This window comes from Myceligenerans cantabricum, assembly GCF_054777735.1.
Map to the genome: position 1 here is coordinate 145522 of NZ_BAAHAJ010000009.1, position 26522 is coordinate 172043.

At 73.3% G+C, this 26522-nt stretch carries 24 protein-coding genes and 1 pseudogene; 14 read left to right on the forward strand and 11 right to left on the reverse strand.

The window, feature by feature from the left end; all coding sequences use genetic code 11:
* Positions 1-5: 5 nt before the first annotated feature.
* Complete coding sequence (locus tag ACYU96_RS09795; RefSeq protein WP_460752323.1) at positions 6-410, reverse strand: ArsR/SmtB family transcription factor; 405 nt, start codon at positions 408-410, stop codon at positions 6-8.
* Complete coding sequence (locus ACYU96_RS09800) at positions 410-1072, reverse strand: SRPBCC family protein (RefSeq protein WP_460752327.1); 663 nt, start codon at positions 1070-1072, stop codon at positions 410-412. The genes ACYU96_RS09795 and ACYU96_RS09800 overlap by 1 nt, the downstream gene beginning before the upstream one ends.
* Positions 1073-1140: 68 nt before the next feature.
* Between ACYU96_RS09800 and ACYU96_RS09805 the strand changes: the two genes are divergently transcribed.
* Positions 1141-2025, forward strand: coding sequence for a hypothetical protein (locus ACYU96_RS09805; protein ID WP_460752329.1), 885 nt, complete (start codon positions 1141-1143; stop codon positions 2023-2025).
* Positions 2026-2046: 21 nt separating this feature from the next.
* Here the strand turns inward: ACYU96_RS09805 and ACYU96_RS09810 are convergent, their stop codons facing one another.
* The 4 genes from ACYU96_RS09810 to ACYU96_RS09825 all read right to left on the reverse strand — a co-directional run bounded on the left by ACYU96_RS09810 (position 2047) and on the right by ACYU96_RS09825 (position 8791).
* Positions 2047-2979: a serine protein kinase RIO gene (locus ACYU96_RS09810; RefSeq protein WP_460752331.1), complete on the reverse strand. Its 933-nt coding sequence runs from the start codon at positions 2977-2979 to the stop codon at positions 2047-2049.
* A gap of 152 nt (positions 2980-3131) precedes the next feature.
* Positions 3132-5135, reverse strand: a complete 2004-nt coding sequence (locus tag ACYU96_RS09815) for a serine/threonine-protein kinase (protein ID WP_460752333.1) — start codon at positions 5133-5135, stop codon at positions 3132-3134.
* Positions 5136-5724: 589 nt separating this feature from the next.
* A complete protein-coding gene (locus ACYU96_RS09820) occupies positions 5725-7737 on the reverse strand; it encodes a serine/threonine protein kinase (RefSeq protein ID WP_460752336.1) in 2013 nt (670 codons plus the stop codon).
* Between the two features lie 115 nt (positions 7738-7852).
* The gene (locus tag ACYU96_RS09825) at positions 7853-8791 is read right to left on the reverse strand and encodes a hypothetical protein (RefSeq protein ID WP_460752339.1); all 939 of its coding nucleotides are present in this window, start codon (positions 8789-8791) and stop codon (positions 7853-7855) included.
* Positions 8792-8985: 194 nt separating this feature from the next.
* Here ACYU96_RS09825 and ACYU96_RS09830 point away from each other — a divergent pair, with 194 nt between their 5' ends.
* Positions 8986-10800 (forward strand): MinD/ParA family ATP-binding protein, encoded by a 1815-nt coding sequence (locus tag ACYU96_RS09830; protein ID WP_460752340.1) that lies wholly within the window; start codon positions 8986-8988, stop codon positions 10798-10800.
* A 21-nt stretch (positions 10801-10821) separates the two neighbouring features.
* On the opposite strand, the gene ACYU96_RS09835 is transcribed toward ACYU96_RS09830, so the two are convergent.
* Positions 10822-11640 (reverse strand): metal-dependent hydrolase, encoded by an 819-nt coding sequence (locus tag ACYU96_RS09835; RefSeq protein ID WP_460752343.1) that lies wholly within the window; start codon positions 11638-11640, stop codon positions 10822-10824.
* Between the two features lie 482 nt (positions 11641-12122).
* Here ACYU96_RS09835 and ACYU96_RS09840 point away from each other — a divergent pair, with 482 nt between their 5' ends.
* The 3 genes from ACYU96_RS09840 to ACYU96_RS09850 all read left to right on the forward strand — a co-directional run bounded on the left by ACYU96_RS09840 (position 12123) and on the right by ACYU96_RS09850 (position 14618).
* Positions 12123-12593: an HNH endonuclease gene (locus ACYU96_RS09840; RefSeq protein ID WP_460752345.1), complete on the forward strand. Its 471-nt coding sequence runs from the start codon at positions 12123-12125 to the stop codon at positions 12591-12593.
* 124 nt (positions 12594-12717) lie between these two features.
* Positions 12718-14127: a MinD/ParA family ATP-binding protein gene (locus ACYU96_RS09845; RefSeq protein WP_460752348.1), complete on the forward strand. Its 1410-nt coding sequence runs from the start codon at positions 12718-12720 to the stop codon at positions 14125-14127.
* Positions 14128-14135: 8 nt separating this feature from the next.
* The gene (locus ACYU96_RS09850; protein WP_460752350.1) at positions 14136-14618 is read left to right on the forward strand and encodes a GNAT family N-acetyltransferase; all 483 of its coding nucleotides are present in this window, start codon (positions 14136-14138) and stop codon (positions 14616-14618) included.
* Here the strand turns inward: ACYU96_RS09850 and ACYU96_RS09855 are convergent.
* Positions 14605-15090: an HtaA domain-containing protein gene (locus ACYU96_RS09855; RefSeq protein WP_460752353.1), complete on the reverse strand. Its 486-nt coding sequence runs from the start codon at positions 15088-15090 to the stop codon at positions 14605-14607. The two genes, ACYU96_RS09850 and ACYU96_RS09855, sit on opposite strands and share 14 nt — an antisense overlap.
* A gap of 53 nt (positions 15091-15143) precedes the next feature.
* On the opposite strand from ACYU96_RS09855, the gene ACYU96_RS09860 reads away from it, so the two are divergent.
* Entirely contained in the window at positions 15144-16379 is a 1236-nt protein-coding gene (locus tag ACYU96_RS09860; RefSeq protein WP_460752356.1) for an arginine deiminase, read from the forward strand.
* A gap of 42 nt (positions 16380-16421) precedes the next feature.
* On the opposite strand, the gene ACYU96_RS09865 is transcribed toward ACYU96_RS09860, so the two are convergent.
* Together ACYU96_RS09865 and ACYU96_RS09870 are read right to left on the reverse strand one after the other, a co-directional pair.
* Positions 16422-17954 (reverse strand): SulP family inorganic anion transporter, encoded by a 1533-nt coding sequence (locus tag ACYU96_RS09865; RefSeq protein WP_460754562.1) that lies wholly within the window; start codon positions 17952-17954, stop codon positions 16422-16424.
* A gap of 211 nt (positions 17955-18165) precedes the next feature.
* On the reverse strand, positions 18166-18498 hold the full coding sequence (locus ACYU96_RS09870; protein WP_460752359.1) for a TFIIB-type zinc ribbon-containing protein: 333 nt from the start codon (positions 18496-18498) through the stop codon (positions 18166-18168).
* Positions 18499-18658: 160 nt separating this feature from the next.
* On the opposite strand from ACYU96_RS09870, the gene ACYU96_RS09875 reads away from it, so the two are divergent.
* On the forward strand, positions 18659-19258 hold the full coding sequence (locus ACYU96_RS09875; protein ID WP_460752361.1) for a methylated-DNA--[protein]-cysteine S-methyltransferase: 600 nt from the start codon (positions 18659-18661) through the stop codon (positions 19256-19258).
* A 146-nt stretch (positions 19259-19404) separates the two neighbouring features.
* On the opposite strand, the gene ACYU96_RS09880 is transcribed toward ACYU96_RS09875, so the two are convergent.
* On the reverse strand, positions 19405-21141 hold the full coding sequence (locus ACYU96_RS09880) for an HNH endonuclease signature motif containing protein (protein ID WP_460752364.1): 1737 nt from the start codon (positions 21139-21141) through the stop codon (positions 19405-19407).
* A 248-nt stretch (positions 21142-21389) separates the two neighbouring features.
* Between ACYU96_RS09880 and idi the strand changes: the two genes are divergently transcribed.
* The 7 genes and pseudogenes from idi to ACYU96_RS09915 all read left to right on the forward strand — a co-directional run.
* Positions 21390-21959, forward strand: a complete 570-nt coding sequence (idi, locus tag ACYU96_RS09885; RefSeq protein ID WP_460752367.1) for an isopentenyl-diphosphate Delta-isomerase — start codon at positions 21390-21392, stop codon at positions 21957-21959.
* Between the two features lie 75 nt (positions 21960-22034).
* Complete coding sequence (locus ACYU96_RS09890; protein WP_460752369.1) at positions 22035-22784, forward strand: SDR family oxidoreductase; 750 nt, start codon at positions 22035-22037, stop codon at positions 22782-22784.
* Between the two features lie 49 nt (positions 22785-22833).
* Positions 22834-23412 (forward strand): TetR/AcrR family transcriptional regulator, encoded by a 579-nt coding sequence (locus ACYU96_RS09895; protein WP_460752372.1) that lies wholly within the window; start codon positions 22834-22836, stop codon positions 23410-23412.
* A 3-nt stretch (positions 23413-23415) separates the two neighbouring features.
* Positions 23416-24438 (forward strand): NADPH:quinone oxidoreductase family protein, encoded by a 1023-nt coding sequence (locus tag ACYU96_RS09900; RefSeq protein ID WP_460752374.1) that lies wholly within the window; start codon positions 23416-23418, stop codon positions 24436-24438.
* Positions 24435-25175, forward strand: coding sequence for a glucose 1-dehydrogenase (locus ACYU96_RS09905; RefSeq protein WP_460752377.1), 741 nt, complete (start codon positions 24435-24437; stop codon positions 25173-25175). The genes ACYU96_RS09900 and ACYU96_RS09905 overlap by 4 nt, the downstream gene beginning before the upstream one ends.
* An 84-nt stretch (positions 25176-25259) precedes the next feature.
* A complete protein-coding gene (locus ACYU96_RS09910; protein ID WP_460752380.1) occupies positions 25260-26015 on the forward strand; it encodes an ABC transporter ATP-binding protein in 756 nt (251 codons plus the stop codon).
* Positions 26012-26506 (forward strand): annotated as a pseudogene (locus ACYU96_RS09915) (ABC transporter ATP-binding protein); the annotation flags it as partial. The gene ACYU96_RS09910 and the pseudogene ACYU96_RS09915, both read left to right, overlap by 4 nt.
* Positions 26507-26522 lie beyond the last annotated feature (16 nt).

Below are 26522 nucleotides of genomic sequence, written 5' to 3' on the forward strand. Positions count from 1 at the left end.
CGACGTCAGCCCGCCGTGCGGTCCTGCCCCCGGCGGGGCTCCCGCGCCGTCCGGCGCCGCTCCCGCTTCCCGCGGGCGAGCTCCGTGGCGAGGGCGTCCAGCGGCTGGGCGAACGTGTCCTCGAAGCGGGCGAGCCAGGCCCGCGCGGCGGCGGTGCCGTCGTCGTCCACCGTGTAGAGGCGGCGCGTGCCCTCGGCGCGGACGCGGACCAGGCCGGCGTCCCGCAGCACGCGGAGGTGCTGCGAGACGGCCGGCTGGGAGATCCGCACGCGCGTCCGCAGCGCGTCGACGAGCGCCCCGGCGGGCTGCTCGCCGTGGGCGAGGAGCTCGAGGAGGCGCCGGCGCACCGGGTCGCCGAGAGCCTCGAAGACGCCCGCGCGGGCGGAGTCGGGGGAGCGCCCCTGGCTCATCAGGCCTCCGGCGGCGCGGCCGGTGTGGTGAAGAAGGCGAAGGCGCCGTCGGAGGCCTGGCGCATCGTGTCCGCGTCGTCGCCGGAGGCGATCGCGGCGTCCGCCCAGCCGTCGGCGGCCGCGCGGAAGAACTCCTTGCCCTCCGGGCCGACGGACCAGGCCTCGAACGCGGCCTGCTCCACGCCGGGGGAGGCGCCCGTGCTCAGGTGGAGCCCCAGTCCCATGAGCGAGGCGTCCCAGCCGAGGCCGACCGCGCCCGGCCCGAACTGTGTCCAGAAGTCCGGGTCGACGCCCGACTCGTGCGTGAGCTCCAGCACGGTGCCGCCGTCGCCGGCCTCGGTGAGGCGGACCGTGACCCAGGACGTCCCGCCGCCGAACTCCCACGTGATCCCGAAGGACTCGGGCGCCGTGCAGCTCTCGACCGTCCCCTCCGCGTTGCCCTCGATCTGGTAGCGCCCGCCGAGGCTGAGCTCGCCGCTGACCGGCGCGAACCAGCGGGGGAGGCGCTCCGCGCTGGTGACGGCGTCCCAGACGTCCGCGCGCGCGGCGTCGTACGTGCGGCGGGCGACGGCGACCTTCGTCGGCGTGCCGCCCCGCTCGCCGTCGCGGACCTCGCGCGTGACGAGCCCCGCGGTCCCGGCGGGGTCGATGATGATGGTCATGGCGCATCCTTCCTGGGGAAATATAAGACGCAGCTTATATTACTCCCCGGGCGCTAAAATGTCGCCCGATGAGCAACTGGGGACCGGTCCGCGAGTGGGCCCATCGACGGGGCTCCGCCGCCGTCGTGGCGGTGGGCGCCTGCGCGCTCGCGGTGACGATGCTGAGCGTCGGCGGGGCGTGGGCCCTGATGTCCGGGGAGCGCCCCGGCGACGAGGTCGTCTCCGAGCCCGACGTCGAGACCGTGACGATCCCCGCCATCCTGACCTCGGACTCCGCCCTCGGCACGCACGACGGGGCGACCGGCTCCATCGACCGGCTGCTCGGCGAGTCACGCACCCGCTCCGTGGAGACCATCGAGGCCGGTGAGGTCGTCTACGCGGCGGCCGGCCCGTCCGCCGACCTGCTCGTGCTGCATCGGCTGCGCGGCGCGATCGACCAGGCGGCGGCCGGGCTGGACGACGACCTGCCCGACCACGCGAGCACTGCCCGGCGCGAGCGGCGCCTCGCGGAGCTCGCGGCGCAGCGCACGTCCATCCTCGACGCCGCGTCCGTGATCACCGAGGTGCGCCGCGTCCCGGCCGAGGAGCTCCCCGCGGGGACGACGACCACCACCGAGCCGGTCGTCGACCCGACCTCCGGCCCCCCGGACGCGCCGACGGCCGACCCGACCACCGACCCGACGCGGGAGCCGACCGACGGCCCCACCCCCGGGCCCTCCGCCGACCCCACCGCGGACCCGGACACGCCGACGTCCGACCCCTCCGGGGAACCCAGCGGCGAGCCGACCGGGACCCCGTCCCCCGAGCCCACCGGGGACCCCACGACCGACCCCACGACCGACCCGACGCAGGACCCGGGGGGCACCCCGACGGACACCCCGGCCGCCAAGGGCTCCGGCGGCCTGCTGCCCGGCGACCCGGTCCTGCCGCCGAGCGACGCCCCGACGGACTGACCGGCCGGCGGGCCGCCCGGCTCACCAGGCCTGCGCCAGCAGGTCCGCGAACAGGACGTCCGGGTCCCGGTCGAGGCCGCGCGAGGCGAACCAGGCGCACATGTTGCGGCAGTCGCGCAGCAGCATCTCGGACGCGAACGGGTTCGACGCCAGGTCCACCACCTGCGGCAGGTCGATGATCACGAGACGCTCACCGTGCGCCAGCACGTTGTACGGCGACAGGTCGCCGTGCGCGTACCCGAGCCGGGCCAGCACCGACATGCCGTCGGCGAGCTGCTCCCAGTACGACTCCAGCAGGGCCGCGGCCGGGCGCTCGCGGGTGAGGCGGGGTGCCGCGACCAGCTCGCCGGTGTCGGGGTCTGCGTCGCCGACGAACTCCATGAGGATCTCGGTGCCGTCGACCTGCGCCGGGTAGGGGACCGGCGCGCCCGCCTCCCAGGCGCGAGTCATGGCGCCGAACTCGGCGTCGGCCCACTGGGTGGCCGCCACGGCGCGGCCCCAGCGGGACTTGCGGTCCTCGACGGCGCGCTGGTCGCGGGTGCGCCGGGAGCGGCGGCCCTCGGTGTAGTCGCCGTCGCGGTGGAACGTGGTGTGCTCGTGGCCGCGGTAGCGCTTGGCGACCAGCAGGCAGGAGCGCGCCGGTCCGGCGTCGTCGGGCAACGGGTCGTCGGGCAGGGCGACGCCGGCCGGGACGGCGCGCTCGATCAGGAACGCGTCCGCCTCCTTGCCGGTCTTCAGGACGCCGAGCTCGGTGTCGAGCGCGGCGTCGGAGGTGACGAGCCAGCCGGGGCGAGGCTCGGGACCGCGCCGGCCCTTGGCGACGGACCGCCAGGTGGACCAGCGCTGGTCGGGACCGGGCTCGACGACGACGGGCGCGTCCACGCCGGACCGCGCACCACGGGTGCGGCGCTCGGTGAGGTAGCGGGACTCGGGTACTGCGGGAAAGCGGGACAAGGGTGCTCCTCGGAAGGACGGAGCACTGCGCCCGGCAGGTCAGCCGATCGGCGCGTGCTCCGGGTGTGCGGTGGCGTCTGCCGCAGCCCCGTCCGGGGACCGTGACGCCTACCCTGGTACCCGCCCCGGGGCGGGCGCCAGCGTTTTTCCGCTCACGTGCTCAGCGTGAGCCACACCGCGAAGGCTGTCACCAGCAGCGCGCCGAGCACGTAGAACCACACGCGCATCCGGTGTCCCGCGGACCGCAGCATGATGGCGACGATCAGCGCGACCACCGCGATCAGCGGCCCGTCGGCGTACGCGACCATCCTGATCGGCAGGTCCGTCACGTAGGCCAGCCAGGGCACGATCCTGGTCGGCCCGACGGAGAACGGCGCCCAGGGCGTCTCGCCGGCCGCGAGGACCACGGCCGCGAGCAGCAGCAGGCGCGGTACCCACCGCAGCAGCGCGCCGACGGCCCCCGGCCGCTGCCGGGGCACGGCGGGAGCGGGCGGAGCCACCTGTCGTGGCGGCGGCGCTGCTTGTCGTGGCGGCGCCGGCTGTGGCGCGGCCGGCTGCACGGGGGGCAGCGGGCGGGTCGAGCCGATGTCGGTCGCCGCGGGTGCGGGTGCGGGTGCCGCCGGCCGCGGCCGGAGCGACGGCGGCTTCGAGCGCGGCGGCGTGACGGCGGTCGGCGCCGGCCCGAGGTGCTGCACCGGGCTGGGGCGCTTCGCCGGGCCGGGGTGCTTCGCCGTGCCGGGGCGCGGCGTCGGCCCGAGGTGCTGCACGGGGCTCTTGCGCGGCGCGTACGACGGCGGGGTGGGCTCGTTCGGCGCCCGCGCCGGGGCCTGCTGCTGGGTGGGCGCGGGATCCGGCTTGCGGAACCTGCGCCAGCCGCGCAGGGTGTCCGCGTGCCCGTCCGGGGGCGTCGCGGCCCGCCACAGCATCGCCTGCCAGATCCAGTCCTTGATCTCGGCGGGGGTGCGGCCCTCGGCGGCGTCGGCGCCGAGCTGCGCGACGTGGTCGGCGATCACCTGGGACGCGGCGCCGTCGAAACCGTCGGCGTGCACCTCGGACAGCACGTTCATGAGCTCCCGGTCGTACACGAGGGCGTGCCACGGCTCCGGGGCGCGCAGCGCGCCGCTGTCGGCGGAGTCGTCGCCGACAGCGTGGCCGAACATCTTCGTCGGCCGTTCGAAGGGCGCTGCCAGCCGCATCGTCGCCGGGAGCACGGCGCGCTCGGCCTCGGTGACGCCGTCGGCGACCACCTGTTCCGCGATCATGAGTGTCGGGTCGGCGTCCTCGCCCCCGAGCCTGGCCCGCACCACGCCCGCGATGTTCGTCAGCGGCGGGCGGTGCGCCGGCTGGTAGCGCGTCATCGCCAGGATCAGGGGGAGCAGGTGGCGGTCGATCTCGGGCGGCTCGTCGCGGCCTGGCGCGGCCTCGACCAGGTCGGCGGCGGTGAGGTCCCGCCCGAGGAAGTTCAGGTCCGGCGGGAGCGTGCCCGTCGTCGCGTACACGAGCAGCAGGCCCAGGCTGTACACGTCCGACCGGGGGTGCACGCGGCGCCCGAACAGCTCCGGCGCCATGTACGACACCGTCCCGGCGGGCTGCGTCGACGTGGCGGCGTCGAAGATCTTGGCGATGCCGAGGTCGATGAGGACGGCGCGGTCGCCGTCGACCATGATGTTCGCCGGCTTGAGGTCGCGGTGCAGGCAGCGCTCGTCCTGGAGCACGAGCAGCGCGTCGACCACCTGCTCGGCGAGACGCAGCGCCTCCCGGCCGGACAGCGGCCCCTCCGCCCGGACCCGCTCCAGCAGGGTGCTGCCCGGCACGAGCTCCATCGCGAACCAGGGCTGCGCCGCTCTCATGTCCGACGCGGCGAAGCGGGGGAAGCCGCGCCCGTCGAGCCGTTCGAGGAGCTGCGCCTCCTGCTCGAATCGCTCCCGGGCGTCGTCGGGCAGGCCGGTCAGGATCTTGACGGCGACCTCGTCGCCGTCGTTCGCCTCCGCCCGGTACACGTGCGCGAACCCGCCGTGGCCGAGCGACTCGCCGAGCGTGTAGCCCCCGACCTGCTCTCCGCTCGCGGGGATGCGCCGCACCGGTCGCACGGGCAGCGGCGGGTGCTCGGGTTCTTCTTCCTGGTCAGGCGGCGGTCCAGCGAAACCCTCAACCACTGGTGGAGAGTCGGTCTCAACCAATGGTCGAGACTTGGCGCCGGGCTCGGCCGGGCCGGGATCCGCACCCTCGACCTGAGGTTCAACGTCTGGAACGTCAGGTTCGACTGGTTCGTCCGTGGCGTCGGGCTTGGCAGGCTCGGGCTCGGGCTCGGGCTCGGGCTCGGGCTCGGGCTCGGCGGGCTCGGCCGCGGGATCCGCGGCGAGACCCGCCTCGGGACCGGCACCCACCTCGGTCTGCGGCCTCTGCACGGCTCGGGGAAGGGTCTCCGCGTCCTCTGCGTCGCCCGGCCGGAGGTCGGCGTCGGGCCGAGCTTCCGCGACTGCTTCCGGCACCGCCTGACCCGCCGTCTCCGCCTCGTCCGCCACCTCGGCCCCGTCCTGCGGTGGATCTACCGCGGGGGGCGGTGGCGGTGGAGGCGGCGGTACCGGCCCGGGGCCGACGGCGGACGCGGGCACGACGGCGTCGACGTCCGGTTCTTGGGGAATCTGATCGGCCCGGGGCATGTGCGCAAGGTACCAAGAGGGCGCACAGGTTTCGGGATAAATCGCTGCGGGGGCCCGATCCGCGACCGTCCGCCCGGCAGGGTCAGAACGGCCAGACCGAGTCGAGGAAGTCCTCACCCGAGTCCTGGATGCTGTCCTGCTGCTCCCGGATAGTCTCGTCGACCTGGTCCTGGAGGTAGCCCTGCTGGTCGTCGATGCCCTGCTCGACGCTCCGGCTGAGGTCCTGCCGGGCGTTCTCCACGCCCTCGTTCACCGCCGCGACGATGCCCTGCACCCCGAGGACGATCACCCAGACGGTGATCGTCAGGAAGTACGGCCACAGGCGCCGGCGGCGCTCCCCGGCCTTGCCCGCGAACCGCGCCACCATGTTCAGGACCCCTGCCAGCACGAGCCCGAGCAGCGGGATCGCGAGGTTCGCCGTCGTGCCGGACCATTCCAGCGGCAGGTTGAGCGTGAGCAGGAGCCAGTCGCCGAGCGCGCGGAAGATCGGCGCCTGCGACATGTCCGGCATGTTGTCGAAGCCGGGGATGAGCCGGATCACCTGGTACACCGCGATCCCCAGCAGGACGGCGGGGATCACTCCCAGCAGCGTGCTGACGATCTTCCAGCCCGCGCCGTCGTCCTGCTCCCGCTCGCTGCGCCGCGACTGCTGAGGCTCGGGGTACGACGACGGTTGCGGGCGGGCCGGCTGCTGCGGCTGCACGGGCTGCTGCGGCGGGAACGGCTGCTGCTGCGCCGGAGGCTGCGGGTACACGGGCCGCTGCGGCTGCGTCGGATAGCCCTGCTGCGTCCCATAGCCCTGCTGGACCGGAGGCTGCTGCTGGGTGGGGGCGTGCTGCTGACCGGGCGGCTGCGGGCGGATGGACGCCGGCGGCGGGCCGGCCGGTGCCGGAGCGGCCGCCTGCTGGGTCGCGCCGAGAACCGCGGTCTGCGCGGCGGCAGGACCCGCCCCGGCCGCGGCTCCTGCGGCGAGGCTGCCCGCCGTGACCATCTCGGTGACCACGTCGCGCTCGGTGCGCGTGGTCTCGGCGGCGTGCAGCAGGCCCGGCTCGGGCGACTGCTGGGCGGCGACCGACATCACCGCGCGGGCGATGTTGTGCAGGGGCGGTCGTTCGGTCGGGTCCTGCCGGGTCATGGCGAGCACGAGCGGCAGGATTGCCGGGTCGACCGGCCCGACGTCCTCGGCGGTGAGGTCGCGGCCCGCGAAGTTCAGGTCCGCCGGGAGCGAGCCGGTGGCACAGAAGATGAGCAGCAGCCCGAGGCTGTACACGTCGGAGCGCGGGTGCGGCTTGCGCACGAAGAGCTCGGGTGCCATGTAGGAGATGGTGCCGGCGGCGTGGGTGGACGTCTGCGAGCCGTGGCCCTTGACGATGCCGAGGTCGATGAGCACGCAGTGCCCGTCGGACACGATGATGTTGGCCGGCTTCACGTCGCGGTGCAGGTAGTGCTCCTCCTGGAGCACCGACAGGGCGCCGGCGACGTCGTCGGCCACGCGGAGCAGGTCCTGGCGGGGGAGGGGGCCGTGCTCGTGCACCACCTGCGCGAGCGTGCGGCCCGGGACGAGCTCCATGGCGAACCACGGCGTGGAGTCCTCGAGCCCCGCGCGGACGAACCGCGGGAACCCGCGGCCCCCGAGCTGCTCCAGGAGGCCGGCCTCGGTGACGAAACGCTCGCGGGAACCCGCCTCGGAGTTCGTCAGGACCTTGAGCGCCACGACGCCCTCGGCTGCGGACTCGGCCCGGTAGACGTGGGCGAACCCGCCGTGCCCGAGCGACTCGTGCAGCACGAACCCGCCGAGCACCTCGCCCGTCGCGGGGACGTGGCCCGAGGTCCGGGAACCGGGGCTCTGGGTCGCCTGGGCCCGAGTCGCCGGAGCCTGGGGTGGGGCCTGCGGGACCGACGGCCGGACCTGCGTGGCGTACGGGTCGCCGGTGGTCGCAGCGGCCGAGGTCTGCGGGAGCACCCGGGTTCCGTACGGGTCCGGCACGGTCCCGGGCGGGGGTGGCGGGACATGCGCGATCGGGGGCTGCACGCGGGTCTCGTCCGGGTCCGGCGGGACCGCGCCATGAGTCGGGCGGTACGGCTCGTCGGACATGAGAACTCCTCGGTGCGGGACAGAAAACGCAGGTCAGCCCATGGAGCAACTTACCAGCGCGGAAAGGCTGCCAGATGGATCATCCGCAAACAACTTCAAGGCTCTCGCGGAACGTTCACCCGCCGGCGCCCTGGCCGTCCTCGACCTTCTCCTTCGCCGCGTCGCTCGCGTCGTCGGTCAGCTGGTCGACCTGCTCGTCGAGGGTCTCGTCGACCTGGTCCTGGATGCTCTGGTTCAGGTTCTCGGTCGTGTCGGAGGCGAACGCCGCGAGGCCCGACGCCGCGAAGACCGCGACCCATGCCCCGATGACGAGCGTGTACGGCCAGGCGCGCAGCCGGCGGTCGCGCCGCAGCGGCGTGATGACGTTGAGGAGCGTCACGAGCACGACGCCGAGCACCGGGATCGTGAGGTTCGCGGCCTGGTCGCTCCAGTCCGGGTCGAGGTTGAGCACCCCCAGCACGGCGTCGCCGATACCGTGGAACGGTCCCCACGCGGCGGCGTCGGGCATCTGCTCGAACCCGGGGATGAGCCGGACCAGCTGGTAGACCGACAGCGCGAGCAGCGCCCGCGGCACCAGCGCCAGGATCCCGCCGAGCACCCGCGCGCCCGAGCCGCCCTCCGGGCCTCGGTCCGCGGGACCGCCGGCCGGGCTCGGAGCGGTCGGCGACGTGCCGGGCTGCGTCGGCGGCTGCGCCGGTGCCTGCGGCCGGTAGCTCTCGGGCGGGTGCATGACCTCGGTGTTCGCGCGCACCGACTGGCGCAGGGAGTGGAGGTCACCGTGCGGTGCGGCGGGCACGCCGGCGTCGCCCCACTGCATCTGCTGCCAGATGTACTCCTTGATCTCGCGCGGCGTGCGCCCGCCCGCGCGATGCCTGCCGACCTTGACCAGGTGCTCCGCGATGACCTGCTCGGCGCGGTTGCTGAACCCGCCCTGCAGCAAGGCCTGGAGCCTGCCGACCAGCTCCTGGTCGAAGACCAGCGTGGTCATCGGCTCACCCGGCTGGACCGGCCGGGGCGGCATCCCCGGGGTGAACTGGACGGTCGGGTCGGACACTGATGACTCCTCGTGCACGGCGCCCGGCGGATGCCGGGTGAGTTGAGGCAAACTACCAGCCGGTCACGACGTCGTTGAAGCGCCGGACGTGGCACGGTGCAGATGCGACACACCGCAGATCCGGTCGCTTTCGGGGCCAAGATGGCGGAGGCTGGGGCACAGCGAGACGAACAGCAGAGCCGAGGAGCACGCGCATGAGCGCTGAGACCGTGCGGAGGTGGCCTCAGATCGAGGCCGTGGTCAGGACTGACGGGTCCGGGGAGGTCAGGATCGACGGTACCGCCTATCCGGTGACCGCCGGCAGCCTCGAAGAGGCGCGGATCGAGGTGCTGCGCCGGGTCACCGAGAACGCGGTCCAGATCGGCCGGCCCGTGCGCGCGAGCGCCGAGGGCCCGGAGGGCATCTGGCGGCTCGTGGTGCATCCGGACGGCACGGTCGTGCCGGAGGACGACGGCCCGGTGCCGACGGGGGCGACGCCGGTCGTCGAGCCGGAGCTGGACATGACGGTGCCGCGCGTCCCGGACCTGGTCGACCACGTCCCGAGCACTCCGGAACCGATCGACACGTCCCCGGCTCCGGTCGCACAAGCGCCAGCCGAACAAGCGCCGCCGGACCGGCCCGCGCCGGCAGAGGCGCCCTCCCGCAACGGCGGACCGGCCGAGCAAGACCTCTCCGAGCAGGCCCCCTACGACGACGTGCCACGCAACGGCGCCCGACACGACAGCGCCTCCCACGACGCGGCTCTGCACGACGCGGCCTCCCACGACGCGGCCCCGCACGACAGGGTCCTGCACGACACGGCGCCCGACGACACGCCTGACGACACCGTCTACGACACGTCCTTCCCCGGCACCGCACCCGCCCGCGCCGACCATCCCGACCATCCCGACCACCCCGACCACCCTGCCCGCCCCGACCACTCCGCCCGCCACAGCAACGCGCCCGTCTCGGCCCCCACCCCGTCGATCCCCGTCTCGCCGGGTCGTGCCGCGCCCGAACCGTCGGGCGTCGCCGACTTCGTCCGCGAGGAGGAGGGCGCGCGCGGTCACGAGCCTTCGGGCGCGGTCACGGCCGACCCCGGCACGCGGCGCGACGCGCGCACGTCGTTCCTCACGCAGGTGTCGGTGGAGGAGCCGGCCGAGCTCGGCTTCCGCGGCGTGCTGACCCGCATGGGGCTGCGGGTGGGGCCGAACGCGGCGGAGCGTGCCGAGCGCTCGGACGAGCGGGCCGTGAGCCAGCACTGGCCTGGCCCGCGCACGATCTCGATAGTGAACGGCAAGGGCGGGGCCGGCAAGACGCCGTCGAGCGTGCTGCTGTCGGCGGTGTTCGCGCAGTTCGGCGGGGCCGGCGTCGTCGCCTGGGACAACAACCAGACGCGCGGCACGCTCGGCTGGCGCACGGAGAAGGGTCCGCACGACGCCACGCTGCTGGACCTGCTGCCCAGGACGGACCACCTGCTCGGGCCGGCGGCCCAGGCGGCCGACCTGGCGCGCTACGTGCACCACCAGACGCGCGACCGGTACGACGTGCTGCGCTCCAAGCCGATGGCGATGGCGAACGAGCAGCGCATCGACCCCTCCGACGTGGACGCGATCCACGCCGTGCTGAGCAAGTACTACCGGCTGATCATCATCGACTCGGGCAACGACGAGTCGGACCCGATGTGGCAGCGGATGATCGACCACACCGACCAGCTCGTGATCGCCACGACCACCCGCGACGACCACGCCGAGGCGGGCGCGCTGCTCCTGGAGGGCCTGGCGGAGCGCGACGGGCGCTCCGCCTACCTGGCGCAGCAGGCCGTGGTCGTGGTGAGCCAGGCGGACCAGAAGGCGCCCGCCGAGGAGACGAGGAAGGTCGCCGGCGGGTACCGGTCCATCGCGCGGGAGGTGGTGACGGTGCCGTTCGACCCGGGCATGGTCGACGGCCACCTGCGCTACGGCGCGCTGCGGGCCGCGACCCGCCGGGCCTGGCTCGCCGCCGGCGCCGCGGTGGCGACGGGGCTCTGAGCCCGGCGGCTCGGGAAGCCGTCAGACCCAGGCCGTGATCTGCTCCCAGAAGGGCATCGTGTCGTAGCCCATCTGGTTCAGCAGCGCCCACACGATGCCGACCACTGCGTACGCCGAGACCGGGACCAGGACGATCCACTCGCGCACCGACCCGGCGTTGCCGAGGATCGGGAGGGCGATGTTGCCGCTGCGCCTCCAGAAGCTGTCGAGCTCGATGCCCCGGCCGTCACGCATCCAGTAGGGGGACTTGAACTTCAGCGGCCACACGAGCGGGACACCGTTCGTGGTGACGAAGTCGCCGACGATGTGCACGATGCAGCCCAGCGCGACGCAGAACGGCATCCAGAACCATTCCTCGGGCGCGAAGATCGCGATGAGCGCGGCGAGCGTCACCGAGGTCGTCCAGGGCAGGACCTTGGTGTCGCGGGTGATCTTGAGGGCCTTCAGGGCGAAGGAGACCAGCAGCACGCACATGATGCCCGGGCCGACCAGCACGGTCCCGACGGCCTCGATGCCCGTGTCCACCGACAGCAGGCTCAGCAGCCAGGCGATCGCGGTGAACACCACCACACCCAGGATCGAGTGCGTGCCCCGGCGGTGCCCGCCGGAGAGCTTCGCGACGACGTGGACCACCCCGTTCGAGACGGGCGAGAGCGAGTTGGCGATCGTGCCGCTGTGGTGGTCGGTGTCGGGCAGCAGCGCGGCGCCCGCGCACACCAGGGCGCCGGCGAGGACGCCGGTATGGGACACCCCCTCGTACCAGCCGAAGGCAAATGGCGCGGTCGAGGTCACGGCGACCCAGGCAGCGGCGCCGGTCGCGGCGTGATGTCCTCCCATCATGGGATGTGGGCTCCTTCCAGCCAACTGTCCGTTCCGACCGGAAACGCCCGGCCAAAGAGCAACCGTAGCCTGAGTCACTGCCAGGCTCCGTGATCAGGGCCGACGTGCGACCGCCCGGCGTGTCGCCCAGCGGAGGGCCCGCGTTTGATGAATTCTTGGGAACAGATTCGCGAAAAGGCATGGACGTGCCAAGCCTGCGTGTGTACCTTTTTTCACGACGGGGTCAACCGGCCGCGTCACCTGGCTGTACGTACACGAGAGGACGAGAGCCCCATGATCCGCTGCGCACGCTCCTCGTCCCGCCCGACCACCGCGCAGCATCTGCTGGACGGCCGCGAGGCCCTCCGAGGCGCGATACGTGGCTGACCCGGCGCTCGCCGGACCAGCACTCGTGTGCCGCCTGGAGGACTTGCGTCCTGGGGCGGCTTTTTCTTTGCACCGAAGTTTCCAAGAACGAACTTTCACCTGAAGGGAGCGGACCCGTGGCCGACGTCCTCGTACTCAATGCCGGCTACGAGCCGCTGCACCGTGTATCGGTCAGGCACGCCATCGGGATGCTCGTACGGGAGGTCGCGGTCGTGGAGGAGGCGGTCGACGGCCGCACCTTCGGACCGTTCCCCTTACCGCGCGTGCTGCGCCTGGTCCGGTACGTCGCGATGCGGTGGCTCTACAAGCGCAACGGTGCCCCCGCCTGCACCAAGCAGGGGGTGCGTCGTCGGGACGGCTCGTGCGCCTACTGCGGCGGCCCCGCGGACACCGTGGACCACGTCGTCCCCCGTTCGCGCGGCGGCCCCTCCACCTGGCTGAACCTCGTCGCCGCCTGCTACGAGTGCAACTCGTTCAAGGCGGACCGGACGCCCGCCGAGGCCGGCATGCTGCTCTACGTCACGCCGTACGTGCCGCGGACCGAGCACGCGCGGTCACGCCTGCACCGCGCCGCCCGCATCGCGTAGCCGCGTGACTCGACGCCGGGCGCCCGGGCTGTACTCTGTGCCACACCGCGGGTGAATTACCTCGCGGTCCGGGCCCGGGGCAGGGCCCGGCGTCCGGTTCGCGAGATGTCGAGGGGGCAGGCGCATGAGCGTCGGCGCGACGCCAGGCTGGGATCGCGTCCAGGCCGTCGTCCGCGAGGACGGCAGCGGCGAGGTGCACATCGGCGGGATCTCGTACCCCGTGTACATGACGACGCTGGGTCAGGCACGGACCGAGGTGATGCGGCGCGTGGTCGAGCACGCGGCCGCCGTCGGGCAGCCCGTGCCCCTGTCCGCCTCGGGCCCCGAGGGCATCTCCGAGCTCGTGGTCCACCCCGACGGCACGGTGCGGCAGGGAGAGGCGCCCGCGTACCAGGAGCCCGTGTACCAGGAGGCACCCGCGAACCCGCACGCGGACGCCTTCCCGGAGCACTCCCTGCAGCACCAGACCGTGCCGGACTTTCCCTTCCCGCCGCGGCCCGAGACCCCGGCCCCGTTCCCGCAGCCGCAGGCCCCCGCCGCGCCGGCCCCCGAGGCCGACTCCCCGTTCCCGCCCAGGACCGACCTGCCCGGCGGGCACCCGCCGTCGCCCCCCGGGGCCGAACGGCGCACGTTCCTCGTCCAGGAGCACAGCGAGGACGCCGCCCGGCGCGGCCTGCGCGGAGCCCTGTCCCGTGTCGGGATGCGCCTCCCGCCGAGCGCCGAGGAGCGTGCGGAGCGCGCCGACGAGGCCGCCGTCGCCCAGCACTGGCCCGGGCCGCGCACCGTCGCCGTCGTCAACGGCAAGGGCGGCGCCGGCAAGACGCCCGGCACCGTGCTGCTCAGCTCCGTCTTCGCCGCGCTCGGCGGCTCCGGCGTCGTCGCCTGGGACAACAACCAGACGCGCGGCACCCTCGGCTGGCGCACCGAGCAGGGCATGCACGACGCGACCCTGCACGACCTGCTGCCCCAGATCGACCACTTCCTCGGCCCCACCGCCCAGCTCGCCGACCTGGCCTGGTACGTCCACCACCAGTCCCGCGACCGGTTCGACGTGCTGCGCTCCAAGCCCATGGTGCTCGCCGACGAGCAGCGCATCTCCTCCACCCACGTCGACGCGGTCCACGCCGTGCTGAGCAAGTACTACCGGCTGATCTTTATCGACTCGGGCAACGACGAATCGGACCCGATGTGGCTGCGGATGATCGACCACACCGACCAGATCGTCGTCGCGACCACCACCCGCGACGACCACGCCGAGGCCGGCGCGCTCCTGCTCGAGGCGCTCGCTGCCCGCGACCGGCGCAGCGCCGAGCTGGCGCGCGGCGCCGTGGTGCTCGTGAGCCAGGCCGACCCGAAGGCCACCCCGGCGGAGATCCGCCAGGTGGCGCGCGGGTACCGGAGCCTCGCCCGCGAGGTGGTGACCGTGCCGTTCGACCCGGGCATGGTGGACGGGCAGCTCAGCCTGCGGTCGCTGCGCCAGCAGACGCAGCGCGCGTGGCTGGCCGCGGGCGCGGCGGTGGCGCGGGGCTTCTAGAACCTGTCATGATCGCCCGCGTGTTCATCGACGTGCGTGACGTGACCGATGCCGACCTCGACGCCGTCGCCGGCCTGTTCCGGCAGTACCTGGCCTTCTACGAGCACGAGGCCGACGAGCAGCGGGCCCGGGAGTTCCTCACCGGGCGCTTCGCCTCCGACGACACCGTCCTGCTCGTGGCCCAGGAGCGCGACGACGACGGCACCACCGGCGCGATCGTCGGGTTCGCGCAGGCGTACCGGTCCTGGTCGTCGGTGAGTCTCGGACCCGTGTGGGTGCTCAACGACCTGTTCGTGGACCCGGAGGTCCGCGGGACCGGGGCGGGCCGCGCGCTCGTGCGGGGCATCTGCGAGCGCGCGGCGGAGGCGGGCGCGATCCGCGTCTCCCTGGCCACGGCCTGGGACAACGTCACCGCCCAGGGGCTTTACGAGTCCGAGGGTTTCGCCCGTGACGTCGCCTTTCTGCACTATGTGAAGGTCACGGGCGCCTGAGGTCGATCACCAGCGGCTCGAACCGCGTGCCGGCCGGGTAGTTCCCGCCCCACAGGTTCTCGCCCGTCGTGCTGACCTCGACCCGGGACCAGGTGAGCCGGCTCCCGCCGTCGCTCGGCTCGGGGGCGCCGGCCAGCCGGAACGCGTCCGTCCGGACCCCGGACTCGCGGTCCAGGATCGACATCGTCCAGTCGCTGTGGGGCCCGGTGCCGTCGGCCCGGACCTCGGGGTCGCCGATCTCGCCGACGAAGGAGCCGAAGTGCCCGAAGAAAGCGATCGAGCCGCGGAAGGCGAACGCGCGCGCGTCCGGCGTCGTCCCGCCGTCGTCCAGGGCCGCGGAGCGCTCCTCGTCCAGCCCGAACCGGAACGACGCGCCCTCACCCCCGACCTCGGGGTCGACGGCGAGGCGGCCACCCGGGGCCCCCGCGACGTACATGAGCAGGCTCGGCTTGATCTCCCAGTCCAGATGCACGCGACGACCCTAACGGAGCGTCGTACGACGTCCTGCATGAGACGGTGTCCTGCATGAGACCATCTGCCGCCTACGGTGTGCACTCCGAGGTGGGACGGCTGCGCAAGGTGCTGGTCTGCGCGCCCGGGCAGGCGCACCGCCGGCTCACCCCGTCCAACTCCGACAGCCTCCTGTTCGACGACGTCCTCTGGGTGGAGCGTGCCCAGGCCGACCACGCCGCCTTCGTCGAGGAGCTGACCTCGCGCGGCGTCGAGGTCGTCGAGCTGCACGCCGTCCTGGCCGAGACGCTGCGCGTGCCCGGCGCGCGCGACTGGCTGCTGGACCGCAAGATCGTGCCGCAGAGCGTCGGCGACGGTCTCGTCGACGCCACCCGCGAGTACCTCGAGTCGCTGCCTCCGCACGTCCTCGCCGAGCACCTCGTCGGCGGGCTCGCCGTCTCCGACGTCCCCGAGCTGCCGCCGGGGCACCGGGCGCTCGCGGCGTTCTCGCCGGACGAGCGCGAGTTCCTCATGCCGCCGCTGCCGAACACGCTGTTCACGCGCGACACGACGTGCTGGCTGTACGGCGGGGTCACGCTGAACCCGCTCTACTACCCGGCACGGCGCGACGAGACGCTGCTGATGAAGGCGGTGTACGAGTTCCACCCGGACTTCATCGGGTCGCACGTGTGGTGGGGTGACCCGGAGCAGCGGCACGGCCAGGCCACGTTCGAGGGCGGCGACATCATGCCGGTCGGGAACGGCACGGTGCTCATGGGCATGGGGGAGCGGACCTCGCGGCAGGCGATCACGCAGGTCGCGGCACGGCTGTTCGCGGGTGGCGCGGCGCAGCGGGTGGTCGTGGCCGGGATGCCGCGCCTGCGCGCCGCGATGCACCTGGACACGGTCATGACGTTCGTGGACGTGGACACGGTGACCGTGTACCCGCGGATCGTGGACGGCGTGCACCCGTTCGTGCTGCGACCGGGGGACGACGGGGACGTTGTCGTGTCCGACATCGGCGACAAGCCCTTCCTCGACGTCGCCGCGGACGCGATGGGGCTGGACTCGCTGCGCGTGATCGAGACCGGCGGCGACAGCTTCGAGTCCGAGCGGCAGCAGTGGGACAGCGGCAACAACGCCGTCGCCGTCGAGCCCGGCGTCGTGTTCACGTACGACCGCAACACCACCACGAACGACCTGCTGCGCAAGGCGGGGATCGAGGTGCTCGAGATCGCGGGGGGCGAGCTGGGCCGGGGCCGGGGCGGTGGGCACTGCATGACCTGCCCGATCATCCGGGACGCGGTGTGACGGCGCTGTGTGTGACGGCGCTGCGCGGCGAGCGGGCCGCGGTCAGTGCTCCGCGCCGAGCCGGCCGGAGAGGCGGTCGAAGCGGTCGGTCGTGTCGGGGTTCATCCCCGTGATCGTGACGTTCTTGCCCTTGCGCTCGTACTTGGTGCGCACGGCGTCCAGCGCGGCGACGCTGGACGCGTCCCACACGTGGGCCTCGGACAGGTCGATGACGATGTTGTTCGGGTCGCCCGAGTAGTCGAACTGGTAGACGAGGTCGTTGGAGGAGGCGAAGAAGAGCTCGCCCTGGACCGCGTAGACGCGCTCGTCGTCGGCGTCGGAGGCGTCGAGGCGCGTGACGGACGTCAGGTGGGCGACGCGGCGCGCGAACATGACCATCGCCACCAGGACGCCGGCGATGACGCCGTAGGCGAGGTTGTGCGTGGCGACGGTGACCACGACGGTGACGACCATGACCGAGGTCTCCGACCGGGGCATGCGGCGCAGCGTGGCGGGGCGGACCGAGTGCCAGTCGAACGTGCCGACCGAGACCATGATCATGACGGCGACGAGCGCCGCCATCGGGATCATCGCCACGACGTCGCCCAGGCCGACGACGAGGACCAGCAGGAACACGCCGGCCAGGAACGTGGAGACGCGGGTACGGGCACCGGACGCCTTCACGTTGATCATCGTCTGGCCGATCATGGCGCAGCCGCCCATGCCGCCGAAGAACCCGGTGACGATGTTCGCCACGCCCTGGCCCCAGGACTCGCGGGATTTGTCGGAGTGGGTGTCGGTGATGTCGTCGACCAGCTTGGCCGTGAGCAGCGACTCCAGGATGCCGACCAGCGCCATCGCGACGGCGTAGGGGGCGATGACGCGCAGGGTGTCGAGCGTGAGCGGCACGTCCGGGAAGGCCAGGGCGGGCAGGGAGTCGGGCAGCGCGCCCTCGTCGCCCACGGTGGGCACGGCGATGCCGGCGGCGATGACGACGACGGTCAGCAGCGCGATGGAGATCAGCGGCGCGGGCACGACCTTGGTCAGCCTCGGGAAGAACACCATGATCGCGATCCCGACCGCCACGAGGGGGTAGACCGCCCACGGCACGCCGGTCAGGTGGGGGACCTGGGACAGGAAGATCAGGATGGCCAGGGCGTTGACGAACCCGACCATCACCGAGCGCGGGATGAACCGCATCAGCTTGGCCACCCCCAGCACGCCGAAGATCACCTGGATGATCCCGGCCAGGATGACGGTGGCGATGAGGTGGTCGAGGCCGTGCTCGCGCGCGACCGGCGCGACGACCAGCGCGATCGCGCCCGTGGCGGCCGAGATCATGGCGGGGCGGCCGCCCACGAACGCGATCGTCACCGCCATGGTGAACGACGCGAACAGGCCGATGCGGGGGTCCACCCCGGCGATGATCGAGAAGGCGATCGCCTCGGGGATCAGCGCCAGCGCGACGACGAGCCCGGCGAGCACCTCGGTGCGCAGCACGCGCGGGGAGCGCAGCGCGGCGAGCGTGCCGCGCAGCGAACCGTCGGCCTCCGGGGCGCCCGTGGGCGGCACCGGGGCGTGCTCGGGGTCGGTGATGTTGGCAGGCTCGGTCGAGGGACCTGTGGTGTTCGGCACGCAGCTCTCCGCGGTGGCTCGATGGTTCTGGGCACGCGGCACTGCGCACGAGGAAGGGTAGGGGCGGCTTCCGCAGCGGCGCCAGGGATGGCGGCGACGTGCGGCCGGCCGGGCCCTACCCTACCTGGGTGGAGCCTGGGAGCGGAAACGGGTCTTGATCACACCCGGTGGCTCAGAAGTCGAACAGCTCGCCGAGCCAGGACTCCTTGCGCTTGCGCTTGTCGTAGCGCGGGTCGTAGGCGTGGTCGCCGTGGTGGCCGTCGTGCCCGTACCGTGCCGGGGCGACGGGTGCTGCCGGGGGAGCGGGAGCTGCTGCCGGGACCGCCGCCGGGGCGAGGGGCCGACGGGTGTTCTCCGCGGCGATCTCGGCGTCGATGGAGCGGTCGATGATCTTGTCGAGCTCGCCGCGGTCGAGCCACACGCCACGGCACTGCGGGCAGTAGTCGATCTCGACCCCCTTGCGCTCGGACATGACGAGGTTCGCCTGATCGATCGGGCACTGCATGCGGACTCCTTCGGTCGCGTACTTGCTTGATCAGGCTCAACGAGCCCGGGGCCGGGGTGGTTCCGGCCGGGACGTCAGGGTGCCGCGCCGGGCTGGGTGAATCCTGGAAGTGGAGAGCAGCGGACCCGGGGATGTCGGTCTCCCCGTCTACCGTGGGGCCGTGGGTAGCGAAGAGGTTTCCGAGGGCACGGCGTTCGTGGTGTTCCCGACGTCGCTGGGGGACTGCGCGATCGTCTGGCGGCCGGACGGTGGCGCCGTCGTCGGCTCGACGCTGCCCCAGGGCGGCGCGGACCAGGTACGGGCGGCCGTACGGCGCTGGTACCCGGGTGCCCGCGAGACGGAGCCGACGCCGTCCCTGGCGGCGGCGGTCGCGAGCGTGACGCGGCTGCTCGACGACGGCGGCAGCGGTGGCAGCAGCGGCAGCGGTGCCGGAACGGCGCCGGTGGAGGGCATCGCGCTGGACATGGCCGCGGTCCCGGAGTTCGACCGCCGTGTCTACCAGGTCGTGCGCGAGATCCCGCCGGGGGCGACGCTCACGTACGGGGAGGTCGCGGCCCGGGTAGGGGCTCCCGGGTCGGCGCAGGCCGTGGGGCAGGCGCTGGGCCGCAACCCGTTCCCGCCGATCGTCCCGTGCCACCGGGTGCTGGCGGCGGGCGGGAAGATCGGCGGGTTCTCGGCGCGCGGCGGCGTCCGGACGAAGCAGCGCATGCTGGAGCGCGAAGGCGCGATCGCGGAGCAGCCGGCGCTGTTCGACCTCTGATCCGCTGCCGGCCGTCAGCGTGTCGGCGGCGGACCGGGTCTACGACGACGCGTGCGGCGTCCAGTGCCCGAAGGACAGGAATCCGATGTGCTTCACGAGGCCAGCCTGCCTCACAGCGGGACGGTGCTGGTCCTTCGGCGGTCGGGTCAGAACGGCGGGTCGCCGTGCGCGGAGGGCCGCTCGGCGACGTCACCGGTCCGCGGCGTCCGAGGACGCGCCACGGTGAGGTCCGGGACCAGGCCGCCGGTACCGAGCCGTGCGGGGATCTCGCGGATCGCCGGGTAGCGGGCGGCGGGATCGACGGGATCGGGCCGGCAGGCCTCGACGTGGCCCGTCGGGCTGGCCCAGGTCTCCGCGCCCGTGACCGGGTCGCGTTCGACCTGCCATCCGGCCAGGGTCTTGAGGTTGTGGTGCTTCCTGCACAGCGCGTGAAGGTTCGACGCGCGGGTCTGTCCGGGTTCGCCGGGCCGGTAGGTGTGGTCCCCGTCGAAGGGCTCGATGTGGTCCAGGTCGCACCGTTCGGCCGTCCTGTCGCAGTGCGGGTGGGCGCACACGCCGTCGCGGGCCTGGATCGCGGTGCGGAGCCGTGGCGGGGGCTGGTAGGCAGTGGTGGAGTAGTCGGTGAGGATCCCGGTGACCGGATCCGTGACCAGGCGGTACCAGAGGCCTTCGGCGGCGATCTGCCGGGCGGTCTCGGCCGGCACGGGCCCGAGGAGGTCCAGGATGCCCGGGGTGTCGTCGCCCGGGTCTGCCAGCACGGTGGCCGGAACGGTGACGCGCACGGTGGCGGGGGCCTCGATGCCGCGCACGACCACGCCGGCCTCGACCTCCGCACAGGTGGGCGCGGGGACGGTGGACAGCACGCCGTCGTCCTCGGCCGGGACGGGCACGAGGTCGGTGTCGAGGACGGGCGGGACCAGGACGCCCGGTGCGGTGGTGGGGACGGTGACGCCGGTACCGGGCTCGGCCTCCGCGGAGGTCTCGTCGACGGGATGAGGGACCATACGCCCGGTGACCAGGGAGGTCAGAGCGTCGGCGCGGCACTGGCCGCGGCGGCGGGCCCGGCCTGGCCCGCGCAGGAGCTGGTCGGCGCCGACCTGGACGGCGTTGAACACGCGCGCGCCGTCCTTGGCCGGCAGCAGCGCGGTGAGCAGGGCCATGCCGGGGCCGGCGGACTCGAGCCACACGTTCGACCCGGCGGCGGCCTGCGACAGCTCCTCGCCGCCGCCGTGCAGGCGGGCGGCAAGGGCGTTGAGCTGGTCGGACAGCCACTTCCAGGTGCGGGTCGGGGCTTCGGGCAGCAGGGCTTCGATCGCCAGGTCCCGCTCGTCGTCGGTCAGCTCGGCACCGGCACCCAGGAGGGTGTCGGCCTTGCGGACATCGACGTGGCCGGCCTCCAGCGCCGCAAGGACGGCAGGGAAGCGGGTGCAGCGGTCGGCGCGGTTCGTGATGGCGCTGCCCTCGCGGACGGTGACGTGCAGGCGGTCCTTGACCACCGCGGCGGCCTGATCGATCCCCAGGATCCCGCCCTGGGCGGCCACCAGCGCCGCACCCGCACGCGCCTGCAGGCTCTGTGCCCACCCGGCCACCCGCTGCGCGCCCGCCACCACGGCGGCCAGGTCGGCCGGACCCAGCCGGTCGAGGACGGCCGCGTCGGCGTCCGCGGGCGTGGCGCTGGGAGTGGCGCCGGGAGTGGTCAGGGACGACAGCACGCCGGCGAGCCATGGGCCCGGCTCGCTGGAACGTACCTGTGCCATCAGGGTGTCGATCGCCTCGGGGTCGAGGTGCGGACCCACTTCCGTGGCCGGGTCGCCCCACGGGGCCTCCGGCAGTACGACCTCAGGGAACGGCGGCACACCGCCGTGCAGTGCCGACCTCACCATCACGATCGCCTCCCTCCGCGTCCCCGGCTCCTGGTTCCCGGAGTATTCTCTAGGCATTCCTTCTGTGTTCGATCCTATGCCTGACCAAGTCGTACCGCCATCCGAGCCCTGAATCTGTGGACAACCCGGCCTGACGCCGTGGTCACGGCATGATCCGTTCCCCAGGGCTGTCCGCACGCTAGCCGGAGACACCGACACCGTGCGGCTCCGCAGGCCCGGGAGGCGCCCGTACCGGATACGCTTGAGGCGTGACCAGTTCCGGCCGTCCCACTCCTGGCCCGCCGATCATGCTCGAGCTCGTCGACGAGGCCGGGGCGACGATCGGAACCGCGGAGAAGCTGTCCGCGCACCGTGCCCCAGGACGGCTGCACCGAGCCTTCTCGGTGTTCCTGCTCGACGGCGACGGCCAGATGCTGCTCCAGCGCCGGGCCCTGAGCAAGTACCACTCGCCCGGGGTCTGGTCGAACACCTGCTGCGGGCATCCCTACCCTGGCGAGCCGCCCTTCTCGGCGGCCGCTCGGCGCGTGGGGGAGGAGCTCGGCGTCGGCCCCGACCTGATGCGCTCGGCGGGGACGGTCCGGTACAACCATCCGGACCCGGCCTCCGGGCTGGTCGAGCAGGAGTTCAACCACCTGTTCGTCGGGACGGTGCAGGCCCGGCTCCGCCCCGACCCGGACGAGGTCGCCGAGACGTGGTTCGCCGGCCCCGCCGGGCTGGACCGACTCATGGCCGGGCAGCCCTTCTCGGCGTGGTTCCCGACGGTGCTGTCCGCGACCCGCCCCGCCCTGCGCGAGCTCGCACGCGACGCGGGCTGGTAGCGCCCCCTCCCGCTCGCGCCCCTCCTGTGGTACGTTCACTTCCACAAACCGACCAGCCGGTATGGAGGTAGTCCGTTGCAGAGGTTCGAGGGCAGAGTCGCCCTGATCACCGGGGCGAGCCGAGGGATCGGATTCGCCGTCGCCCAGCGGATCGTGGCCGAGGGAGGCTCGGTGGTCATCACCGGGCGCAACGAGGACAGCCTGAAGGACGCGGTGACCCGGCTCGGCGACCGTGCCGCGGGCGTCGCCGGCAAGGCCGACGACGCCGAGCACCGCACCGCCGCGATCGCGCACGCGATCGAGAGGTTCGGAACCCTGGACCACCTCGTCAACAATGCCGGGATCAACCCCGCCTGGGGCCCGCTGACCACACTCGACGCGAGCCTGGCCCGCAAGATCTTCGAGGTCAACGTCGTCTCCGCGCTCGAATGGACGCGCGAGGCGCTCGCGGCGGCGCCCGCCGGCCCGGGCCTCCGCTCGGTCCTGAACATGGCCTCGATCGCCGGGACGTCTCCCGGCCCGAACATCGGCTTCTACGGCGTCTCCAAGGCCGCCCTCATCAACCTGACCGTGCAGCTCGCGCACGAGCTCGCGCCGTACGTGCGCGTGAACGCGCTCGCGCCGGCCGTGGTCAAGACCCGGCTGTCGCGCGCCCTGTACGAAGGTCGCGAGGAGGAGGTCACCGCGCAGTACCCGCTCGGCCGACTCGGCGCGCCCGACGACATCGCCGGCGCGGCCACCTTCTTCCTGTCCGACGACGCCGCCTGGGTGACCGGGCAGACGCTCCTGGTCGACGGCGGCGCGAGCCTCCGCCCGATCGGCTGACGGTCCGCAGCGGGCGAAGCATCCGGGGAAAGGGGCAAGGATGGAGGTCATGCGCACAACGAACGTCGCCGAACAGGTCACCCAGGCCGCCCTGGACCTGTTCTCCACCCAGGGCTACACCAGCACCAGCGTGCAGCAGATCGTGGCCGCCGCCGGCGTCACCAAGGGCGCCATGTACCACTACTTCACGTCGAAGGACGACCTCCTCTTCGCGATCTACGAGCGTCTGCTCTCCCTGCAGAAGGGCCGCCTCGACGAGATCACCGCGAAGGGCGGCCCGGCCGTCGACGTGCTGCGGGAGGTGTGCGAGGACGTCATCGTGACGTCGATCGACTCCCTGCCCGAGGGCACCGTCTTCTTCCGGAGCATGCACATGCTCACGCCCCCGCGGCTCAAGGAGGTCAAGCGCCGGCGGCGCGAGTACCACGACGAGGTCGCGGAGCTGATCGAGCGCGGGCAGGCGGAGGGCTCGTTCCGCACGGACGTCCCCGTCCCGCTGCTCATCGCGCACTTCTACTCCGACGTGCACTACCTGTCGCACTGGTACTCGCCCAGCGGCCCCGAGGACAAGCACGAGGTCGCGAGCCAGCTCACCGCCCTCTTCCTGCGAAGCATCGAGAAGGAGTGATCCATGCGTGACGACGGCGTCACCGCACCGCCCGAGACCATGAAGGCCTGGCAGGTCACCGCCAACGGCGAGCCCGAGGAGGTCATGGAGCTCGCCGACGTGGCGGTCCCCTCGCCGGGGCCCGGCGAGGTCCTGATCCGGGTGCGCACCGTTGCGGTGAACTTCCCCGACGTGCTGCTCGCCCGCGGTGAGTACCAGGTGCGTCCCGACATCCCGTTCACCCCGGGGGTGGAGGCGTGCGGCGAGGTCGTCGCGCTCGGCGAGGACGTGTCGCACCTTCGCCTCGGCACGCGCGTCGTGGGCTCCAAGATCGGCGTGCTCGCCCAGTACGCGACGGCCCCGGCCCGCGACGTGCGCGAGGCGCCCCCGTCGCTCGACGACGCCCAGGCCGCCGGCCTGACGGTCGCCTACCAGACCGCGTGGTTCGCGCTGCACCGGCGCGCCCGCATCGCTGCCGGCGAGACCCTGCTGGTGCACGCCGCCGCCGGTGGCGTCGGCTCAGCCGCCTGCCAGCTCGGCAAGGCGGCCGGTGCGCGCGTGGTCGGCGTCGTCGGCAGCACGGCGAAGGCCGAGGTCGCCCGGGCCGCGGGAGCCGACGTCGTGTACCTGCGCGACCAGGACGACTGGGCCCGCGAGCTCAAGGCCGACGGGGGAGCGGACGTCGTCTTCGACCCCGTCGGCGGTGACGCGTTCGAGGGCTCGACCCGGTGCGTCCGGTTCGAGGGACGCATCGTCGTGGTGGGCTTCGCGAGCGGCCGGATGCCGAAGGTCCGTGCCGACCTGGCGCTGGTGAAGAACTACGGTGTCCTCGGCCTGCACTGGGGCCTCTACGCGACGCAGGATCCGTCGCTCGTCGACGAGGCGCACTCCGAGCTCGTCCGTCTCGCGGCGGAGGGCGTCGTGCGGCCGGTCGTGGACGACGTCCTCGGGTTCGACGACGCGCCGCGCGCCGTGGCGCGGCTCGCCACCGGGTCGACGACGGGCCGCCTGGTGATCCAGGTGGAGGACGGGGCGAGGGCACGATGAACCTCACCGACCTGACCGGCCGCACTGCCGTCGTCACGGGCGGCGCCCGCGGCATCGGCGAGACCTACGTGCGCACGCTGCACGATGCCGGCGCCCACGTCGTGATCACGGACGTGCTGACGGACGAGGGCGCCGCCCTCGCGACGGCGCTCGGGGAGCGCACCCGGTTCCTCGAGCTGGACGTGACCGACGAGGACGCGTGGGCGCGGGTGGTCGCCGAGGCCGCCGGGCGGACCGGTACGGTCGACGTCCTGGTCAACAACGCCGGCATCGCCAACGCGGCTCCGATCGAGCACTTCACGCTCGCCAAGTGGGAGGCCGTGATGGCGGTCAACGTCACCGGGACGTTCCTCGGCTGCCGGTCGGTGGTCCCCGTGATGAAGGCCGCGGGGCGCGGGTCGATCATCAACGTCTCCTCGGTGGAAGGGCTGTACGGCAGCCCGCACCTGCACGGCTACACGGCCTCCAAGTTCGCGGTGCGCGGGCTGACGAAGTCCCTGGCCGTCGAGCTCGGGGCCGCGGGCATCCGGGTGAACTCCATCCATCCGGGCTTCATCGACACCGCGATGACCGTGAAGATCGACCCCGCCCACCTCGACGTCCCGCTCGCGCGGCCGGGGGTCCCCGACGACCTCGCGGGCACGGTGCTGTACCTCGCGAGCGACGCGTCGGCGTACGTGACCGGGGCGGAGCTCGTCGTCGACGGGGGGATGACGACGGGAATCCCGCACAAGTAATGCTGCCCGTGACATTCCGTCCGGTCGGTTTTCCGAGACGGACATCTCACACCTGAGACCCCAGACCACGAAGAGGTGCCGACGATGGCGTCAGCAACGCACTCACCCCCCGAACCCGTGCCGCGGCTCGACGTCGCCGGCCTCACCGTCTCCTTCGGCGGCCTCGTCGCGCTCGACGACGTGTCGTTCACCGTCGGCGACGGCGAGACCGTGGCGCTCATCGGCCCCAACGGCGCGGGCAAGACCACCGCGTTCAACGCGGTCTGCGCGCTGGTCCGGCCCGCGCGGGGGCGGATCACGCTCGGGGGCGCGCGGGCGCCGTCGGCGGCCACGGGGCTGCTCGGCGCCGGGGTCTCCCGGACGCTGCAGGGCCTCGGCCTGTTCGACCGCATGACGGTGGCCGAGAACGTCCTCGCGCCGCTGACCAGCCTCGACGGCGCCCGGGCCGACCGGGCGGCGGACCACGCGGCGGTGGCCGAGACGCTCGCCCGGCTGGACCTGGCCGACGTCGCGCAGCAGCCCGCCGGGACGCTCCCGTACCCGGAGCGCAAACGGGTCGCCCTGGCCCGCGCGCTGGTGACGCGGCCACGCCTGCTGCTGCTCGACGAGCCCGCCGGCGGCCTCGGGTCCACGGACATCGACCTGCTGGCCGGCACCGTCCGGGAGGTCGCGGGCGGCGGCTGCTCGGTGCTGCTCGTGGAGCACCATGTGGACTTCGTCATGCAGGTCGCGGACCGCGTCGTCGTCCTCGACTTCGGCAGGGTCATCGCGTGCGGCACCCCCGACGAGGTGCGGGGCGACCCGGCTGTCGAGGCGGCCTACCTGGGGGTCCCCGCATGAGCGCGCTGAGGGTCGAGAGGCTGGTCGTCGGCCACGGCGACGGCGCCCCCGTGCTGGACGGCCTCGACCTGGAGGTGCCCGACGGCGACGTCGTGGCCCTGCTGGGCGCGAACGGCGCGGGCAAGACGACGCTCCTGCGCACCGTGGCCGGGCTGCTGCCCGCCCGCTCGGGTCGCGTCCTGCTCGGCGGCGCGGACCTGGCCGGCGTCCCGCCGGAGGAACGGGTCCGGCGCGGGCTGGCGCTCGTGCCGGAGGGGCGCAGCGTCGTCGTCGAGCTGACCGTGGACGAGAACCTGCGGCTCGGCGCCCTCTGGAAGCACGCCGGCACCGCCCGGCGGGCCGCCGTCGCCGGCATGTACGACCTGTTCGAGCCGCTCGCACAGCGGCGTGACGCCGCCGGGCACACCCTGTCCGGCGGCGAGCGCCAGATGCTCGCGCTGGCCCGGGCGCTCGTCGCCGAGCCGGACGTGCTGCTGCTGGACGAGCCGTCCCTGGGCCTCGCGCCGC